The organism is Microthrixaceae bacterium (assembly GCA_016702505.1).
Taxonomy (GTDB): Bacteria; Actinomycetota; Acidimicrobiia; order Acidimicrobiales; family Iamiaceae; genus Aquihabitans.
This window is the reverse complement of record JADJDU010000010.1, coordinates 83,726-101,675: the sequence shown is the minus strand read 5'-3', so window position 1 is coordinate 101,675 and position 17,950 is coordinate 83,726. Positions and strand designations below refer to the sequence as shown.

At 68.0% G+C, this 17,950-nt stretch carries 14 protein-coding genes; 8 read left to right on the top strand and 6 right to left on the bottom strand.

All coding sequences use genetic code 11. The annotated features are described in order from the left end of the window. Window positions 1–46: 46 nt before the first annotated feature. From IPG97_11505 to IPG97_11495, 3 genes are all read left to right on the top strand, one after another. Window positions 47–1,282, top strand: coding sequence for a DNA repair exonuclease (locus tag IPG97_11505; GenBank protein MBK6857142.1), 1,236 nt, complete (start codon window positions 47–49; stop codon window positions 1,280–1,282). Beyond that, on the top strand, window positions 1,279–4,371 hold the full coding sequence (locus IPG97_11500) for an AAA family ATPase (GenBank protein ID MBK6857141.1): 3,093 nt from the start codon (window positions 1,279–1,281) through the stop codon (window positions 4,369–4,371). The genes IPG97_11505 and IPG97_11500 overlap by 4 nt, the downstream gene beginning before the upstream one ends. Window positions 4,372–4,800: 429 nt before the next feature. Beyond that, a complete protein-coding gene (locus tag IPG97_11495; GenBank protein MBK6857140.1) occupies window positions 4,801–5,418 on the top strand; it encodes a hypothetical protein in 618 nt (205 codons plus the stop codon). Window positions 5,419–5,438: 20 nt separating this feature from the next. Here IPG97_11495 and IPG97_11490 read toward each other — a convergent pair whose 3' ends face one another. Then, complete coding sequence (locus tag IPG97_11490) at window positions 5,439–6,260, bottom strand: undecaprenyl-diphosphate phosphatase (protein MBK6857139.1); 822 nt, start codon at window positions 6,258–6,260, stop codon at window positions 5,439–5,441. An 886-nt stretch (window positions 6,261–7,146) separates the two neighbouring features. Here IPG97_11490 and IPG97_11485 point away from each other — a divergent pair. Together IPG97_11485 and IPG97_11480 are read left to right on the top strand one after the other, a co-directional pair. Further along, window positions 7,147–7,962, top strand: coding sequence for a L,D-transpeptidase (locus tag IPG97_11485; GenBank protein ID MBK6857138.1), 816 nt, complete (start codon window positions 7,147–7,149; stop codon window positions 7,960–7,962). Between the two features lie 9 nt (window positions 7,963–7,971). After that, window positions 7,972–9,693, top strand: coding sequence for a sigma-70 family RNA polymerase sigma factor (locus IPG97_11480; protein ID MBK6857137.1), 1,722 nt, complete (start codon window positions 7,972–7,974; stop codon window positions 9,691–9,693). A gap of 8 nt (window positions 9,694–9,701) precedes the next feature. Here the strand turns inward: IPG97_11480 and IPG97_11475 are convergent, their stop codons facing one another. Beyond that, window positions 9,702–11,063, bottom strand: a complete 1,362-nt coding sequence (locus tag IPG97_11475) for a TldD/PmbA family protein (GenBank protein ID MBK6857136.1) — start codon at window positions 11,061–11,063, stop codon at window positions 9,702–9,704. Further along, entirely contained in the window at window positions 11,063–12,451 is a 1,389-nt protein-coding gene (locus tag IPG97_11470; GenBank protein MBK6857135.1) for a TldD/PmbA family protein, read from the bottom strand. Before IPG97_11470 ends, IPG97_11475 begins: the two co-directional genes overlap by 1 nt. 47 nt (window positions 12,452–12,498) lie before the next feature. Here IPG97_11470 and IPG97_11465 point away from each other — a divergent pair, with 47 nt between their 5' ends. Further along, entirely contained in the window at window positions 12,499–12,894 is a 396-nt protein-coding gene (locus IPG97_11465; protein ID MBK6857134.1) for a thioesterase, read from the top strand. A gap of 32 nt (window positions 12,895–12,926) precedes the next feature. On the opposite strand, the gene IPG97_11460 is transcribed toward IPG97_11465, so the two are convergent. Further along, window positions 12,927–13,931 carry a hypothetical protein gene (locus IPG97_11460; protein ID MBK6857133.1) on the bottom strand — a complete coding sequence of 335 codons (1,005 nt, stop codon included), beginning with the start codon at window positions 13,929–13,931 and terminating at the stop codon, window positions 12,927–12,929. A 113-nt stretch (window positions 13,932–14,044) separates the two neighbouring features. On the opposite strand from IPG97_11460, the gene IPG97_11455 reads away from it, so the two are divergent. Beyond that, window positions 14,045–15,016: a flippase-like domain-containing protein gene (locus IPG97_11455; GenBank protein MBK6857132.1), complete on the top strand. Its 972-nt coding sequence runs from the start codon at window positions 14,045–14,047 to the stop codon at window positions 15,014–15,016. A 37-nt stretch (window positions 15,017–15,053) separates the two neighbouring features. Beyond that, on the top strand, window positions 15,054–15,959 hold the full coding sequence (locus IPG97_11450) for a phosphatase PAP2 family protein (protein ID MBK6857131.1): 906 nt from the start codon (window positions 15,054–15,056) through the stop codon (window positions 15,957–15,959). A 2-nt stretch (window positions 15,960–15,961) separates the two neighbouring features. Here the strand turns inward: IPG97_11450 and IPG97_11445 are convergent, their stop codons facing one another. Both IPG97_11445 and IPG97_11440 read right to left on the bottom strand, forming a co-directional pair. Further along, the gene (locus IPG97_11445; protein ID MBK6857130.1) at window positions 15,962–17,020 is read right to left on the bottom strand and encodes a DUF2332 domain-containing protein; all 1,059 of its coding nucleotides are present in this window, start codon (window positions 17,018–17,020) and stop codon (window positions 15,962–15,964) included. Next, window positions 17,017–17,853, bottom strand: coding sequence for an adenylate/guanylate cyclase domain-containing protein (locus tag IPG97_11440; GenBank protein ID MBK6857129.1), 837 nt, complete (start codon window positions 17,851–17,853; stop codon window positions 17,017–17,019). Before IPG97_11440 ends, IPG97_11445 begins: the two co-directional genes overlap by 4 nt. Window positions 17,854–17,950 lie beyond the last annotated feature (97 nt).

Sequence of the window (17,950 nt, the reverse complement as noted above, 5' to 3'; positions counted from 1 at the left end):
AACCTCCGCGGCCTGCCCTACGCGAGAACGGCCCTTGGAGTAGTTGATGTTCACGTTCCTGCACGCAGCTGACCTGCACTTGGACTCACCGGTGTCGGGAGTCACGGCTCGGAACCTCCCGGCCGGTGCAGCCGAGACTTTGCGCGATGCCTCGATCCTGGCATGGGATGGCTTGGTCGACACTGCCATCGCCCACGGCGTCGACTTCGTGATCCTGGCCGGTGGCCTCTACGCCGGTCCCGAACTCGGCCTTCGAGCGCAACTCTGTCTGCGTGAGGGGCTGAGTCGACTGCACGCGGCCGGCATTCGCTCATTCGTGGTTCTCGGCCACGACGACGCCGCTCCGCCCGGCTGGACGGCCATCGACGGCTGGCCCGAGGGCACCCACGTGTTCGGTGGATCCCCTCCGAGCGGTCAGCCGGTGGAGTCGGTCACCTTCGAAGCCGGCGGTGAGACCGTCACCGTCCACGGGGTCAGCAACCCGGCTCGGAACCTGCCCGACGACATCGTGTCGAGGTTCCCGGCCCAGCCCGGCAAGGGATTCCACATAGGCGTCCTACATGCCGGACACGGCGCCGGGCGTCTGCCCCTCACCGAACTGGCCAGCCGCAGCCTCGGCTATTGGGCCATCGGCGGAGCCCACACCCCCACCGTCCACTCCCGCGAACCGTGGATCACCGAACCGGGCACCATTCAAGGCCGCAACGTCGATCCAACCGATCGGGGCGGACCCGGCGGCCTGCTGGTCACCGTCGACGGCGGGCGGGTCGCCGAACCTCAACCGCTCACCGTCGACCTTGTGCGGTTCACCACCGTCTCGGTCGACATCAGCGCCCTACACACCATCACCGAGCTCATCGACCGCTGCCAAGCCGCCATCGACCCCGGCCACCACGACGGTCGATCGGTGGTGGCCAGCCTGGTGGTCAACGGGAGCGGGCCTCTCCACGACGAGTTGGTCGATCCCGACAAGGCCGCCAAGGTCACCAAGGTCCTCAACGCTGGCGCTGCCTCTAGCCCCTTCGTCTGGGTCGACAACATCGACTGGCGGACTCGACCGGTGATGGATCTGGAAGAGGTCCGCCAAGGCACCGACTTCCTCAGCGACCTCCTGGCCACTGTCGACCATTCACCGGGTGCCGACGAATGGCGAACTGGTCTACCCACCCTCCCCGCCGATGTGGCCCGGTACCTCACCGAACCCATCGACCTGACCGACGGCGAGATCACCGCCCGGGCCCTCGACCTGGCCCTCAACGAGTTTGCCGGAGGGCAGGCATGAGAATCACCGGCTGGTCCATCGACGGCTTCGGCCAGTTCCACAAGGCCGAGGTCACCGATCTGCCCCCAGGCCTCATCGTCGTTCATGGCCCAAACGAGTCCGGCAAGACCACGCTCATGGACTTCGTCACCGGGATGTTGTTCGGCTTCCCGGACCGCCGCAGTACCAAGCGACGCCACGAGCCGGTCAACGGCGGCACCATGGGCGGACGGCTGTTCGTGCTCGACCAGGCCGGCATTGCCGTCACCATCGAGCGGGGAGCATCGCGCAAGTCGCTCCAGGTTCGAGACGACCATGGCGAACGGAGCGCCACCGCATTGGCCGACCTCCTCGGTCACGTCACCCCCGAGCTGTTCGACAACGTGTTCGGCGTCGACCTCGATGCCCTCCAGGGCCTGCGCAGCCTCGACGAGGACGCCGTTCGTGAGCGGATCTTCTCGGCCGGAGTGGTGGGTGCGGGTCGGTCGGCCGAACTGGCCCTGGCCGCCATCGAGGCCCGTCGTGACGAGCTGTTCAAGCCTCGCGGCCGCGGCGACACCTACCAGCTGCGCGTGTTGCGCACCGAGCTGGCCGATGCCACCGAGGAGCTGAGGACGGCTCAGCAGGTGGCAGCCGGAATCACCGCCCAACGACGCGAACTCGACGAACAACGAGATCAGGTCGCCCAGCATCGGACCCACGGACGGGCCCTCCAGCGCCGCCTGGAGTTGATCCATGCCGTGGACGACATCTGGCCCTCGTGGTCGGCAGCCCTCGAGGCCAAGGCCAAGCTCGCACAGGATGACCTCACACCGGTCCCCGATCTAGCCGAGGACTACGAGACCAGGCTGTCGGAGGCCCGCCACCTCGTCGAGAGCCAAGCCGGGGCCACCCGAGATGCCGAGTCCGAGGTGATCAAGGCCGAGGAGCAACTCGGAGTCCTCACCGTCGACACCACTGCGCTCGAACACGCCGATGCCGTCGGTCGACTCGACCAGCAGCGGGGCACCGAGCTAGCCCGTCGCAAACGCCTCATCGAACTGGATGGCCATCTCGCCCACTACCGCGCCGAGTTGGATCAGCAGTTGGCCAGGCTGGGCCCTGAATGCGATGACGCCTGGCTGACAGCCCGCCCCCAGTCCATCGAGTCCGAGGCCGAGATGCGCCGCATCGGTGGCGAGGTGCAGCGAGCCCGCACCGCCCTGGATCGAGCCATTCAGACGTCTCGCGAACGCGACCGTGCCCTCAACCTCACTACCGACCGCTTGAACAAGGCCAAGGAGGAGCGGGCCGCGGCCGGCGACCCCGAAGCGGCCCGACGACGGGTCCAAGAGGTCGCTGCCCTCTACGACCTGGTGGCCAAGCTCGAACAGACCGAGCGAGACGAACAAACCCAGCGCATTGCCCTCGACGCCGCCAACCGCACCGCCGGCAGCGGTCTCCCGTCCTGGCTGGTGCCCGCAGTGGGTGGGTTGGCGCTCCTGGCCATCCTGGCTGGTGCCGGTGGCATGGCCACCGGCGCTGCCGCCATCGGGGCCGGATCGCTCGTTGTCGGCGTCGGCCTGGCCGCAGTCGCTGTGATGCTGGCCCGCCATCGCCCCGCGGCCATCGACCCTGACACCGGCACCCCAGCCGATCTGCCCGCGTCCAAAGATGTGGCCCGCCTTGCCGAAGAGGTGGCGAATCGAGCCCATGCCCTCGGTGTAGGGGCCCGACCGTCCACCGTGGAGCTCATGAACCTGCGCCAGGAAGCAGCCGAGGCCCACGCCGCCGCGGCCGGCGCCCTCCAAACCCACCAAGAGGCGCTACAGACCGAGACCGACCACGAGGCCTACTCCTCAGACATCCGTACCGTCGACCGCCAGTCGGTGGGAGATGCCGACACCGAACTGACGCAAGCCATCGAAGCCTGGGACGGGTGGCTCAGCGAGCACGACCTTCCCGCTGGACTCGACCCCGATGGCGTGGGCGAGTTCTTGGCCCTGCTCAACCTGGCCCGTCAGACCCAGCACTCGCTCGCCACCTACGGCACCGACCGGGCCAATGAAATGGCCGAGAGCCAGGCGTTCGCCGACGCGGTGATGGACCTGGCCACCAAGCTCGACGAGTCCGACGACGACGTGATCCGGCTTCTCGACCGCCTGGTAGCTCGGGCCGGGGCCGCCCGCGACGTTGAGCGAGATCGGGAACGGCTGGCCGAACAGTTGGCGGGGGCCCGCAAGATGCATGCGGCCCGGGCCGCCGACACGGCTTCGGCCTCGACGGCGCTGGACGCGGTGGTAGCCGAATCAGGCGCCGACGATGTGGCCGGAGCCGAGGACGTGGTTCGGCGGATCAAGGAGCGCAGGCACCTCCAGGCCGTCATCGATGACGCCGAGAAGGCGCTCGACCTCCGAAGCGGCAACCGTCGCGATGAATCGCTGGAGCTCCTCGGCACCGGAGACCCACTGGGATGGCAAGCCGAAGGTCTCGAGGTCGAACAACAGATCCTGGCCGCCGAGGCCAGCCACCAGGAGGCGGCCGCCGAGCTGACCCGGGCCGAGGACGCCCTGGCCGCCACCCTCACCTCCTCTGATGTTCCCCAGCTCCAGTTCCGGGTTTCGTCGTTGCAGGCCCAGCTCCAACAGGCGGCACGGCAGTGGGCCGTACTCTCCAGCTCCCACCGCATCATCGAGGCCACCCGCGAGCGCTACAAGCGTGAGCGCCAGCCCATGGTGGTCAAGCGGGCGGCCACACTGTTCGGCGAGATCACAGACGGGCGCTACGACCGGCTCGTGGTAGACGGATCCACCATCTTCGTGGTCGACACCGCCGGCCGTCAGGTAGATGCTGCATCGCTGAGCCGGGGCACCGTGGAACAGCTCTACCTGAGCCTCCGCTTCGCGCTGGCCGAACAACTGGCCACCACATCTCCCCTGCCGCTGCTGCTCGACGACATCTTGGTCAACAGCGACCCGGGCCGTGGGCCCCGCATGTCAAGGGCCATCGGCCATGTGGCCGAACGTCAGCAGGTGTTCATGTTCACCTGCCATCCGTGGGTGGTCGAGATGCTCACCAACGAGGTGGAGGCCCACGTCATCGACCTGCCCAGCTCCCGCGCCTCGGCCTAATCCCGAATCCACCGAAGGGCAGAGCCTTAGGGTCCTAGCGGATAGGTCCAGTCGTCGTCGCGACCAGGTTGATCAGACCGAGGTTCCGCCTCGGTTTAACCATGCCGTGCCTATGGATCCACCACCGAAAGGCACAGCCTTCCGGCGGAGTTCGGTAGCCGGCCTGACGGCCGACGTCTTCGCTGCTGCGACCGGCAAAGCCGATCTCCGCAGGTCAGGGGCTCCGCCACAAAGGGCTCTGCCCCCGAACCCCCGCCCAGTCCTGTGACTTCAGCTCGTCAGACAGCCGAGCACTAACGGTGGCCGCCCAGAGAACCCGTTTCGCCTGGGTGACCATGGAGAATCGAGCACAACCCAAGATCGATCGGTGGATCGAGGCTAAGGAGCCGAGCGTTTCAGCCCGGAGGCGGTCGGGTATCTGGTCGCCCGATGGGGTTCATCCGTTCGTCCATACCCAAGAGCACCTTGCCGTGGCACCGGCGGCTGCGCAGCGACCGACGGTCCGCCTGGCGGTGGGCGGTCACCGTCGCCTTGGCCGTCCTGGCCGCTGGAACGGTTCGAGTCGCGGTAGCCGACACCGAGGCGGCTCGGCGCCACTGGGGTGACACCGTGCCCGTACTGGTGACCTCATCTGCGGTCGAGGCCGGTGCCTCGATCACCAGCCAAACATCGATCCGACGGCTACCTCTCGGCGCCGTCCCGGAGGGCGCCCTGGTGACGCTACCCCCCGAGGCCCGAGCCCGGGTCGACCTGCCGGCATCCACCGTGCTGACCCCCGAGCTGCTCACCCACCCAGACGCAGACCTGATCGACAGGGCCGTGGTGGGCATTGCTCGCTCGGACTCAACCCCTCGACTCGACTCTGGCGATGTGGTGGAGGTTTGGGATGCCGGGATCGCCCGGCCCGAGGCGGCGACCCTGAACGCGGTTGTGACCGCCGTGACCGGTTCGGGGGTCGAGATCGCTGTCCCCCGTTCTGATCTAGACGAGGTGGTCGGTGCCGTCGCGGTGGGAACGGTGGTGCTGGTGGTGGTTCCAGGACCCTGATCGGGCCTCGGGTCGCCATCTCAGCGAGGTTCGATCTGCCCGCCCACCAGCAAGGCGATCAGGACTAGGCCCAGACCTACCCGGTAGATCACGAACACCAGGGTGCTGTGCGACGTCAGGTACTTGAGCAGCCATGCGATGGCGGCGTAGCCGACCACGAACGACACGCCGGTGGCGACCACTGTCGGCACCAGGCCCGGTCCATCGCCCGCTCCGATGTCTTTGAGCTGGAACAGGCCCGACAGGACCACCGCGGGGATCGACAGCAGGAACGAGAATCGGGCCGCCGCTTCACGGGAGTAGCCGAGGAACAGACCCGCGGTGATGGTGGATCCCGAGCGCGACACGCCCGGCACCAACGCCAGGCTCTGGGCCAGACCGATGGCGACTCCATCTCGGGGCGTGAGGTCTGAGATCTCCCTGGTTCGGCGGCCTACGCGTTCGGCTATCAAGAGAACCAGACCCATCACGATGAGGGTGGTGGCGATCAGGCGCAGGTCCCGGGCGCCCGTCTCTATCTGGTCCTTGAACGCCAAACCCAAGAGGCCGATGGGGACGGTGGCCACGATCAGGTACCAGCCCAAGCGGGCATCCAGATCTCCCCGGCGGGTGGGGTTGCGCAACGAGGCCAGCCAGGCACCGGCGATCCTCCACAGGTCACCCCAGAAGTAGATGACCACTGCCGCCATGGTGCCGAGCTGGATGACGGCGGTGAACGCGGCGCCCGGGTCTTCCCAACCGAACAGGGCCGGAACGATCCGCAGGTGTCCGCTGGAGGAGACCGGGAGGAATTCGGTCAGGCCCTGCACCAGTCCGAGGATGATCGCTTCGATGGTGGACACGGCAGATCACCGTACGCGCCAGGCCTGGCCCAACCGTGTACGGAGCTCCGAGATCGTCTCCGAAAACTTTTCTCGAAAAGTCCTAAGAGGTGTCGGCGTGGCCGGTCAGGACATCCGTAACCCACCAACCCCAGTCCCAGGAGGACACCCGCCATGAACACCACCACCAACTCCGCCGCCACCAACCGTCGCAGCCGCCGCCGGACTGCCGGGCGTCTTGCCCTCTTGGTGGCCCTGCCACTCGCGGCTGGCGCTGGCCTGGTGCAGCCCGCCTCGGCTCTCCCGGTCATCCCGATCGATCCCGAGATCGTGCTTCCCCCGATCGACCCCTGCGTGATCAAGGACTGCACTCCTCCAGTCATCGAGATCCCCGATGACATCGTCATCCCCGAGATTCCCCCGATCGACCCCTGCCCGTTCATCGACTGCGACCCGCCGGTGCTGGAGGAGCCCCCGCTCGATCCCGACACCCCCGACACCCCCGACACCCCCGACACCCCCGACACCCCCGACACCCCCGACACCCCCCGACACCCCGGACACCCCGGACACCCCGGACACCCCGGACACCCCGGACACCCCGGACCAGCCCGAGGTTCGACCCACCGTTCCCCAGTCCACGGTGGACTCCGCGGTGATGGCTCGTCCCACCTTCACCGGCTGATCCCACCCCACCTCCAAGGTCCTCGGTGCCGGCGGGCAGGAGCCGGCACCGTGGCGGGCCGACCGGCGGGAGTCTTCGGACTCCCGCCGGCTTCGGCGTTTTGGCGTTTTGGAGCGCCCCGATCGACGCCGCCGCAGAAAACCTGGCCGAAATCCCTAAGGGATGTTCCAGCCGACGGTCAGGACCACCAGCAACCACCCACCGACCCGAAAGGGACCTGCCATGAACACCAACCGCCGTCTCCGTTCCTCCGCCCTTGCCACCCTGGCCCTCACCGCTGGGCTGTTGGGCTCGGCCTGCTCATCCAACGGCGGAGGGCCCGAGGCCATCGAGCGCCCCCGATCCACCACCAGCCAATCCGTCACCACCGCCGACGTCTCCAACAACAGCGGCGATGACACCTCCACCACCGCCACCACCGCTCCGGTGATGGCGGAGGAGGCCTACGTGATCCGCTCCGACCACGATCTGGTCGTCCACGAGCAACCCGATGCCGGATCGCCGAGCCGGACGATGTCGGCAACCAACGAGTTCGGAAGCGCCCTGGCTCTGCTGGTCACCGACCAGAGCGAGGGCTGGGTCCAGGTCCTGGTTCCCGGGCGACCGACCGGGACCAAGGCGTGGTTGTCCGCCGACCAGAACCCCCAGTTCGAGTTGCGCTCGGTGACGACCCGGATCGAAGTCGACCTCGCCGCCCGGACCCTCACCCTGGTCGACCGGGGCCAGGTGGTCCTGAGCACCCCCGTCGCCATCGGATCCAGCGAGTACCCCACCCCGACCGGGTTGTTCTCGGTCACCGACAAGCTCCAAGACCCCAACCCGAACGGCGCCTACGGCCCCTTCGCCCTCGGCCTGTCGGGGCGGTCCGAGGTCCTCACCGATTTCGCCGGCGGCGACGGCCAGATCGGGATCCACGGCACCAACGATCCCTCCAGCATCGGCCAGGCCGTCTCCCACGGCTGTGTACGGGTCCCCAACGAGGTGATCACCCAGCTCAACGATCTACTTCCCCTCGGCACCCCCGTCGTGGTTCGCTAGAGCATCGAGATGCAGGACGAGAACGATGCGGGAAGGGTCATGGCCGAAACTCCTGAGGGAAACCTGGTCGAAGCAGCACGAGCCGGAGACAACCGGGCTTTCGGACAGCTCTTCGACCTCTGGTCCGACCGGGTCCACGACCTCTCCCGCCGCATCGTCCGTGACCCGGGCACAGCGGGAGAGGTCGCCCAGGATGCCTTCCTGGCGGCCTGGACCCGCCTTGATTCCCTTGAGGACCCCGATGCCTTCGGCGGATGGCTCCTGCGGATCGCCCGGAACAAGTCGCTCAACCGGCTCGAGAAGGACCGGCGCAGCGTCGCACTGGACCAAGACACCATGACCACACTCACCGACCTCGACGCCCCCGACCACGACCCCCTCGCCCACCTCGACCAGGCCGGCCGGGTCGCCCTGGTGTGGGATGCTGCCGCCGCTCTGGGCGAGCGGGACATGAGCATCCTCGACCTCCACCTTCGCCACGGCCTGGGGGCAGGAGAGCTGGCCGAGGAACTGGGAACAACCCCCAACAACGCCCACCAGATCCTGTTCACCCTTCGTAAACGGCTCGGGACCAACGTTCGGGCCCTGGTCTTGTGGAGGGCAGGACGTCCGGCGTGTGACAACCTGCGCCGGACGCTGGCCGGAGCCGGAGTGGCGACCTTCGACAAACAGGCCGTCAAGGTGATCGAGCGTCACGCCCAGGTCTGCGACGGCTGCAGCCGGGAGCGCGAAGACCGACTGTCCCCCGCCGCTCTGTTCGGTGCCGCCCCGGTGATGGCCGCCCCGTTCCTGCTCAAGGCCAAGGCCGCCTCGGCCCTCGAGGCCGCCGGAGTACCCATGGCCGGGTCGGCCACTGCCTCGACAGGAACTGCTGGTACCGGTGCCGGTGCCGCTCCCGCTCAGGGCGCAACCCCGATTCCGACCCCAAAGGGTGTCGGCAGCACCGGACCAGACCCCGCCGAAGCGGGCATGACAACCGACCACACCACCGACCGTCGGGGACCGACCGGACCCAACACACCCAGGATCCTTGCTGTGGCGGCGGTGGCCATCGTGATGGTCGCCATGGCGGTGTTGCTCAGCGGTGCCCTCACCGTCAAGGGCGGGACCACCGAGGTGGCCACCTTGCCCCCGACCTCGGGGTCCAACGGCTCCACGTCCGAGGGCAGCGGATCGTCATCGACCTCCACGGCCATTGGAGCAACGACCAGCACCGAGGGAGGGTTCGTGGTCGACGGCGGCACGACCGCGGCGCCGGGCGTGCCCACCACCATCCCCGAGCCGGGCGACCCCGTGGATGGCAACCCGACCAGCCCGCCGGCCGTACCACCAGTCGTCCCGCCACCCACCACCCGACCGGGTAGCTCGACACCGGCCACCACAGCCCCGTCCAACACCACCCGGCCCACCTCGCCATCGACCACCACGACCACATCCACCACAACCCCGGCCATACCACCTCCCACCATCACCAGCTTCTCGGCCGTCACCTTCGATAAGCAGTGCCGAGGCGGGATCGCGTGGGAACTGGCGTGGACAACAACCGACGCCGACGAGGTGCTGTACGGAGTGGAGGACGGGGTGTGGATGCTGGGCCCAGCCAACGGCAACGCCACCGTGTGCCACTCCTCCAACGCCACCGTGTACATCCCGCCTCGCTTCTACCTGATGGCCACCGGCCCCGGCGGACGGATCCAAGCCGAGGTCGTGGGTACCTCCGGCATCCGCTGATCCAAAGCTCAGGACAGGCCCGACACCGTCACATCTCCGACCACCAGGCTCACGCCGGCAGCTCGCATCGGAAGCCACTCGATGTCGGACCCGACCTCACCTACCTCTGAGATCATCCGCTGAAGGGTGGACGCGATGGTGAACTCCCGCAACGGCTCAGCCATTGCGCCGTCTCTGATGCGCAGCCCTTCGGCCCCGGCCGAGAAGTCACCTGATACCGCGTTCACACCCGAGTGCAGGCCCGACACCGAACTGATCAACACCCCGTCTCCAACGGCGGCCAACAACTCGACCTGATCATGAATGCCGGGTTGGAGGGCCAGCGCCCGACAACCGACACCGGGCGTAGAGGCGATGCCCCGCACTGCGTTGGCGGTGGAGGTGGTACCCGCCCTCCGGGCCGTGTACGCGTTGTGCACGAAGCCGCGGAGCACCCCACCCTCGATCAACACGTTGCGCCTGGAGGCCAGTCCCTCCCCATCGGTTTCCGAGGCGCTGTAGGCCAACGGGTTGGTGGCGTCGTCCACCAACGTGAAACCGCCGGCGGCAATGGCTTCACCCATCCGGTCCCCGAAGATGGATCGGCCCTTCAGCACCGCCTCACCGGACAAGGTCGATCCGATGATCGCGAGGAACTGGGCGGTCACGTAGGGATCGAGCACCACGGTCATCCGCCCACTGGCCGGCTTGGAGGCACCGAGAAGACGGGTGGCGCGCCGAGCGGCATCTCCGGCAGCTCGATCCAAGTCGAGATCTTCGATGCTGCGACCGACCGAGAACCCGAACCCGGTCTGGGTGTCGTCTCCTTCGGTGGCCACGCAGTGCGCCGACACGTAGCACGACGATTCCCGGCTGAAGGTCCGCATGCCGGTGGTGGAAACGACGGCACCCTCGGAGATCCCGTCGGCGTAGTCGGCCGATTCCACGGCAGCGATACGGCTATCGGCGGCAGCCACGGCCCGTTCCAGATCGAGGGCCAGTTCGATCTTGGCTGACGCCGACACCGCTCCCGCCGATTCCCGGTACAGGTCGAGCTGAGGCACCGGGACACCGTCTGGCTCGGCCAGTCCCAGCCACTCGTCATGGCTGGCGAAGGTGGCGTTGTCCCGGGCGTCGGCCAGCACCTCGGCCACCACCTCGGGGTCGAGCGACTCGGCGTAAGCGAAGCCCTGACGACCCCCGGCCACCACCCGTACCCCCACCCCTGCGCCGGTTGCCGAGGTGAACTGCTCCACGTCTCCGCGGTAGGCCCGTATCTCGGTGGAGGTGGATCGTCCCACCACCACCTCCACCTGTTCGCCGGGCCGGGCCTGGGCCACGATTCGATCGCCGATATCGAGAAGTTCGCTCATGCCGTTCACGTCGCTCATCAGGCCGCCGTGCCGCCGACGGTGAGGCTGGACACCCTCAGCGTGGGGACACCATCTCCGACCGGGACTCCCTGGCCGTCCTTGCCGCAGGTGCCGGGCGGACCGAACTCGAAGTCGTCGGCCACGGCATCGATCAGCTCCAGCACCTTGGGCCCGTTGCCGATCAGGTTCCCTTGCCGCAACGGTTCGGTGATCCGGCCGCCCTCGATCAGGTACGCCTCGGTCATCCCGAAGACGAAGTCACCGGTGGCCGTGTTCACCTGACCTCCACCGAGCTGAGCCACGTACACCCCCTCTGATGTGTCGGCCACGATGTCGGCGGCGCTGGCGGACCCGTTGACCAGGTAGGTATTGGTCATGCGGACCATGGGCAGATCGCGATAGCTCTGACGTCGACCGTTGCCGGTCAGACGATGGCCGTCACGGCGAGCCCTCAGCTGATCCCACATGTAGTCGGTCAGCACGCCGTCTTGGATCAGCACATTGCGTTGGGCTGGCGTCCCTTCGTCGTCTATGGCGAAGGTCCCCCATTCGTGGGCCACTGTGGAATCGTCCACCAGGGTGACCAGGGGCGAGGCGACCTGTTCGCCCACCCGGCCCGCGAACACCGACACCTCCTTGTGGATGTGATCGGCCTCCAGCCCGTGACCGCACGCCTCGTGGAAGAGCACGCCACCACCACCGGGTCCGATGACGACCGGTAGCTGGCCGCTGGGGGCGGGACGGGCCGCCAGCTTGGTGAGGGCCTGGTCGGCAGCCTGTGCGGCCAGGTCTTCGACTCGGTGGCGGTCGAACAACTCGAACCCCATGGTGTGACCGACCGAGCGCCGCCCCGTCTGCATCCCGGTGTCTCCCGCCGCTACCACCCCGACCACGAACAGGGTTCGGGTCTGGTCATCGGCGGCCATGAGCCCATCGGTGTTGGCCACCAAGATGCGGCGTCGGCTGTCGCCATATGAGGCCGACACCTGGGTGATGGCACCGCCGTGGGATCGGGCCACCTCGTCGGCTCGACGCAGCAGGTCCACCTTGTCAGCCTTGGCCACGTCCTCTGGCCTCGTAGTGACCGGCTGGGGCTGGCTCGGGTTCTCGCGGACAGCCACCGTGCGCACGCCCCCGCCCCCGGCCCGGGCGGCGGCCGCAGCCGCTTCGGCGGCGGCTAGCAGACCGGGCTCGCTGAGATCGGTGGTGTGGGCGAACCCGGTTGTCTCCCCCGCCACCACCCGGATGCCCGCGCCCCGATGACGACCCGAACCCATCTCCTCTATGCGGCCGTCGTCGAGGTGAGCCGAGGTCGATCGCTTGTCCTCGGCGAACACCTCGGCGAAATCGCCACCGGTGCGCAGGGCCGCACCCAGCACTCGGTCGACGACATCTGCTTCGATCACGGGATTCTCCTCGGCCGGCGGCACCGAGCGGATTGACCGACCCGGTGATGAGCGGCAATGGTACCGAGGTGCACGTTCGACCCGGACTCGCCGGCCACGTGGAACTCGACGTCACCGACGCCGATACCGCAATCGCGGCCCGCTCCGGTGATGTTCCGGTCTTGTCCACCCCCCGGATCGTGGCCCTGTGCGAGGAGGCGGCGGTGGCTGCCGTCCACGGACAGTTGCCACCCGGCGAGACGACGGTGGGCATGCGCATCCAGCTCGACCACGTCGCCCCCATAGCGGTGGGGGGTCACGTGTCCGCCGATGCCAAGCTCGACAAGGTCCAGGGCCGTCGCCTGATCTTCACGGTTACGGTCAGCGACGACCGGGGTCTGGTGGCGGCCGGAAAGGTCCAGCGGGTGATGGTCGAACGAGACCGGTTCTTGGAGAAGTCCTGACCGCTGTTCACCTATCCGCCAGGACACTTAGGTCAGAACCCCGACATCATGCCTTCCATGGTGCCCACCTCAGCAGGGTCGGGAAGCGTGATGTCCACCGGCTGACCCAGGTCGAACAACTCGAAGCTGATCACCAGAGTGCCCTGTTCGAGGCCCTCCACTCCCCCGAGCCCAGCCAGGTCGACCTCGACTACCACCTTGCGAACCACGTCGTCGTCTCCGATCCAGGCATCGATCGGGAGGGTGCCGAGCGACCCGGTGGCCCCCATCTCGGCCAGGCTGTCACGCAGGTCGGCCGCCATGGACTCATCGGCTTCGGCGAGGATCGCGTCCAGGTCGAGCACCGCACGGACGTGGTTCGTGTCCACCCCTCGCACCTGTTCGCGCCCGACGGTCTCCACCTCGGCATCGATGGCCTCGAGCATCGCCATGAACGAATCCGGTCCACCGGTACCGGTGACCATGTCTCCGAGACCGAAGGCTCCGCCTTCGGTCATGGACTCCCCGGTGATCGCGATCCACGGCTTGCCCCCTGAGAACGACGACAGGAGGTCCGATCGCAGGTAGACGGTGTCGCCGTCGACGATCAGCTCCATCTGCCCCGAGCCGGCCACGTCCTCGCCCATGGCCTGGCCCAGCATTCCCATCAGGTCGCCGAGGTCCATGTTGAAGTGGGCGCGACCGGCGACGGTGTCTACCGCACCCTCGAAGCTCATCACCGTGACGTCGCCCTCGGGCTGACCCGTGATCGAAACCGAAGCGGCCATCTTCATGGAGGTGACCTCGGCGGTGGCCTCGGCCGCGCGGGCCAGCGCACCCTGATCCGGCGAGTCGGTGACCTGCTCGGTGACCTGGCTCTCGGCCGCCGTTGTCGAGGTTGCCTCTACCGAGTTGGCAGCGGGTCCGGCCGCCAGCGTTGCCGGGTCGGAATCGGCGGAGACGCCACATCCACCCAACACCAGCGCCGTGCACAATGCCGGACCGGCGAGCAGGACCCGGCGTCGATGATGGCGAGCGATACGAGACGGTGCAGTCATGGCGGTTCCCTCCAACATCGGACCGATGGCGCAGATCCTAGGGCCGACAAGGCCGCAGAGGGGCCGCGGGTACACTCGTCACCGCTATCAGACTCGGGTTCAGGGGCCGACGCGTGCACTTCACCAGACCACAGCTCGTGCTGGCGGCACGACTGGTGGTCAGCGCGGCGCTGTTGTGGGTCCTGGTGACCAAGATCGGGGCCAACTGGTCCCAGGCCATCCCCGACCCCACCGCCGGAACGCTGGCCTGGCTCACGGGCGCCCTGCTGCTCACCTTCGGAGGCGTGGTGCTGTCTGCAGTGCGCTGGGGTGCGGTACTCGATGCCCTGGGCCAGCACCCACCGTTTCGACGCCTCCTGTCGCTGTACCTGGCCGGCCAGTTCATGGGCAACGTCCTGCCCAGCACCATCGGAGGCGACGCCTTACGCGTGGCTCGGCTGAGCCGGGAAAACGGCGAAGCCCCCACCACGTTTGCTTCGGTGGTCCTGGAAAGACTCACCGGCTGGCTCGTGCTCCCGGTCATCACCCTCACCGGTCTGGCGGTGAACCCCGGCCTGCGTGATCTCGGCCGGGCCTCCACCATTGCCTTCGCCACCGCGGCCGGAACCCTCGTCCTGTTGGCCGCGGTGCTGGCCCTCACCGCCCGATCGGGCAAAGGCTTGGAAGCCCGCCTCGAACACAACGAAGGCTGGCGTCGCTTCACCGGGGCCACCCGTTTCGGCATCCAACACCTGGCCCGCGACCCTTGGGCAACGGCTCGCATCCTGGCCACCGGTTTCGTCTACCAACTGGTGATCATCGGCGCCGCCCTCATGGCCGCCCGCGCCCTGGGGCTACCAGCTGGCGTGGGGCCAACCGCCCTGCTCGCCTTCGTGCCCGCGGTGCTGATCGCCCAGGTGATACCGATCTCGATCTCCGGACTGGGCGTCCGAGAAGGCCTGTTCGCGCTGTTCCTCCACCCCCTCGGCGTACCCCGATCCCAAGCCGTGGCTCTCGGGCTTCTCCTCTACCTGCTCAACCTGGTGGTTAGCCTTCTGGGTGCACCCGCGTTCGCCGTCGGCCAGCGCACCCCCACCGCCACCTGATCCCACCACCAGACCACCACGCCGCCTGACCGCCCTGATGACCATCGTCCAGACCGAGGTGGTCCCAACCGCCCGGCCAGAACCTGAACTCAAGTGGTGGAAGGAGGTGCTGATCGCCGGCACCTTCTACCTGCTCTACTCGTTGGTGCGGAGCACGTTCGGCGCGGGGGCAGAGTCCCGCACCATTGCCTTCCGCCACGCTCGGGGCGTGATCAAGCTCGAGGAGGCCCTGGGGCTGTGGTTCGAGCCGCGCCTGCAGCAGTGGTACCTGGACCTGCCCAACGACGGGTTCATCCGGGGCTGGAACATCTTCTACGGCACCGCCCACTTCGCCGTGACCATGGGGGTGCTGCTGTTCGCGTTCTTCAAGGCCCCCCGCGTCTACGTCTTCGCCCGGACTGCTCTGGCCGCCACCACGCTGCTGGCCCTGGTCGGCTTCGCCGCGTACACCCTCATGCCGCCTCGACTGTTGGACGCCAACTCCATCTACGGCGGCTGCAAGGGCCAGGTGCAGGGTTGTCACGGCTACGGCATCGTGGACACGATCGACTTGTGGGGCGGGATCTGGAAGTTCGGTGAGGGGGGGATGTCGGTGGTGTCCAACCAGTACGCGGCCATGCCCAGCCTTCACTTCGGCTGGTCGAGTTGGTGCGCGGTGACCATGGTGATGGTCCTGCGGTCGATGGCTGCCGCTCGGGCCCGAGACGCCGGGCAGCCACCGGTGCCGTTGCCTCGGCGCTCTTGGTGGGTGTTCGCGTATCCGGCCGCCACCCTCTTTTGCATCCTGATCACCGGGAACCACTACTGGCTCGATGCGCTCGTGGGTGGCCTGGTTCTGTTGGGCGGGCTAGGCGTGGCCCGCGAGGTCCAACGTCGCTCCGATGCCCGCAACCGGGCACCTGAGGCGATCGACCTCGGGGAGACATCGGTGCGGACGACCTGACGTCACTGCACGTCGAGGGCCACCGGCGGGCCGTGGTACGCACTGCGGGCCATGCGCCGGGTGGAACCACCCGGCCAACGGGTGAGCCGGACCTCAGCCTGATCACCCCCCGGCTCCATCCTCAGCCACACCAATGGAGCCGATTCGTCGGCCTGCCGCGCCGCCGACTCGATGGTGGCCAGTAACGAACGCTGGTCGTCGGGGCTCAGGTACTGGAAGAAGATGGTGTGGAACAGGACGGTCGTGACCCCCGAGACCGGTCCGGCCAGTTGGTCGCGAGCCCACTCGACGGCGCAGGCCCGGTCTACGGAGGGAGCCTCGTTGCCTGCGACCCCCAGAGCGTCGTCGAGTCGGTCTCGACGATGGAGCTGATCGGGCCACACGAAGGACCTGAGCCGTGTCCGACCGATCGCTGTGGTCGGGTCTATCGGGTCCACATCGCAGCCTCGACGTTCCACGATCGACAGGTCGGGACCGATGATCGGCGGGTGCCCGTAGAAGGGCGCTCGGATCACCAGAGCGCTGTCGATCGGACCCCAGTTCCATGCGTCCTGTTCGTAGCGGAACCGGTCGAACAACAAGTTGAGCCCGGCGCTGGCACCGACCTCGAGGATCCGTAACGGGTGCTTCTCCGATGCCAACGCCAAGAAGCCAGCCAGCAGAGCCGCGCTTCGTCCCGCCTCGTTGGTCTGGACGCCACCTCGGAGATCGGCACCGAGCAGATCGGCCCGCTCCTCCACAAGTGACAGGAAGGTGGTTTCCAGCCCTCGACCGTCTCGACCTCCGACCGAGGGGTAGTGCGCGGCCAGGTCTGGGGCGTCACCTTCCAGAACCAGACGATGCACCCCCGCCAGCAGGCGCAACAGCACCGCATCGCCCACCGGAGAGGTGGCGTAGGGGTGAAGAAGGGTCCAGGCTGGTCCACCCGCCATCACATCGGTGGCCAGCGCGCTCAAGATCCTCGAGTAGAGCGGGGAGCCCGCCACCTCACAGCCGGCCCGTTGCATTTCGATCGTCTCCAGCAGCCGGTCGCGCCGGGCGCCCAGAGGCGCGACCGTCACCGGTCGTACTCGACTCGGCACAGGCTCATCGGCTCCAGGCCCTTCAGCTTGTGTCGTCGGGCCCGACCGAAGGTGACGCCGCGCAGCACGCCGTCTGCCTCTCTGCTCACCGCGGCCCGAACCTCTACTGAGGTGAGCACCACCCCTGGTGGGGCTTCTTCGGTGATGCGGGCCGCCACGTTCACGGCGTGGCCCAAGATGTCGTCGTGGGTGACCACGGCCTCGCCCAGGTGAATGCCGGCCCGGAGCCTCAGCGGAACCTCGACTGTATCGACCAGTTCCAGACCGGCGAGGACGGCGGCCTCGGGGGCGGGGAAGACCATCATCAACCCATCACCCAGGCGTTTGACCACCCGGCCCCCTCGGCTCCGGATGATGGGGCCGACCTGGCGTTGGTGTTCGGCCACGAGGGCCACGGCCGCCTCGTCACCGTTGTCGGCGGTGAAGCGGGTGAATCCCTCGAGGTCGGTGAACATCACCGTGACCTCGCTGGGCGTGGTGTCCTCATCGGCGGGAGCTCCCACCATGGACAGCACCTGCACGGCGTTGAGACCCATTGAGGCCAGGACCGATGGGCGACGCTCGGCCATGCGGGCCAGAAACCGTTCCATCACCTCGGCGGGGGGTGCGGTGCGAAACGGGCGGCCGGTCGGGTCGTCGAGCCAGGTGCGGTCGATCAGTCCGAACTCGGCGGCCTGGGCTGCCCACTCCGGATCGCTGCGGATCAGCTCGGCCAGCCGCTCAGACGCCGACCGTCGGATCGACGCCACCGCGCTCTGCCCTACCACCCGGGCCTGCGCTCCGGCTGTCCGGGCCCGTTCGACGGGTTCCACCCGGCCCATGGTAGGTAGTGGGTCGGTCCAACTGCGAGGTCGATCTGGCTCGCCACCCGTCGGGCGGTAGCGTTGATCCCGGCCACCCTCGCCACCC

What these genes read in the sequence shown, in the direction of transcription:
- IPG97_11505 (MBK6857142.1), top strand. Translation starts at nt 47, where the DNA reads ATGTTCACGTTCCTGCACGCAGCTGACCTGCACTTGGACTCACCGGTG.
- IPG97_11500 (MBK6857141.1), top strand. Translation starts at nt 1,279, where the DNA reads ATGAGAATCACCGGCTGGTCCATCGACGGCTTCGGCCAGTTCCACAAG.
- IPG97_11495 (MBK6857140.1), top strand. Translation starts at nt 4,801, where the DNA reads ATGGGGTTCATCCGTTCGTCCATACCCAAGAGCACCTTGCCGTGGCAC.
- IPG97_11485 (MBK6857138.1), top strand. Translation starts at nt 7,147, where the DNA reads ATGAACACCAACCGCCGTCTCCGTTCCTCCGCCCTTGCCACCCTGGCC.
- IPG97_11480 (MBK6857137.1), top strand. Translation starts at nt 7,972, where the DNA reads ATGCAGGACGAGAACGATGCGGGAAGGGTCATGGCCGAAACTCCTGAG.
- IPG97_11475 (MBK6857136.1), bottom strand. Translation starts at nt 11,063, where the DNA reads ATGAGCGACGTGAACGGCATGAGCGAACTTCTCGATATCGGCGATCGA.
- IPG97_11465 (MBK6857134.1), top strand. Translation starts at nt 12,499, where the DNA reads ATGAGCGGCAATGGTACCGAGGTGCACGTTCGACCCGGACTCGCCGGC.
- IPG97_11460 (MBK6857133.1), bottom strand. Translation starts at nt 13,931, where the DNA reads ATGACTGCACCGTCTCGTATCGCTCGCCATCATCGACGCCGGGTCCTG.
- IPG97_11450 (MBK6857131.1), top strand. Translation starts at nt 15,054, where the DNA reads ATGACCATCGTCCAGACCGAGGTGGTCCCAACCGCCCGGCCAGAACCT.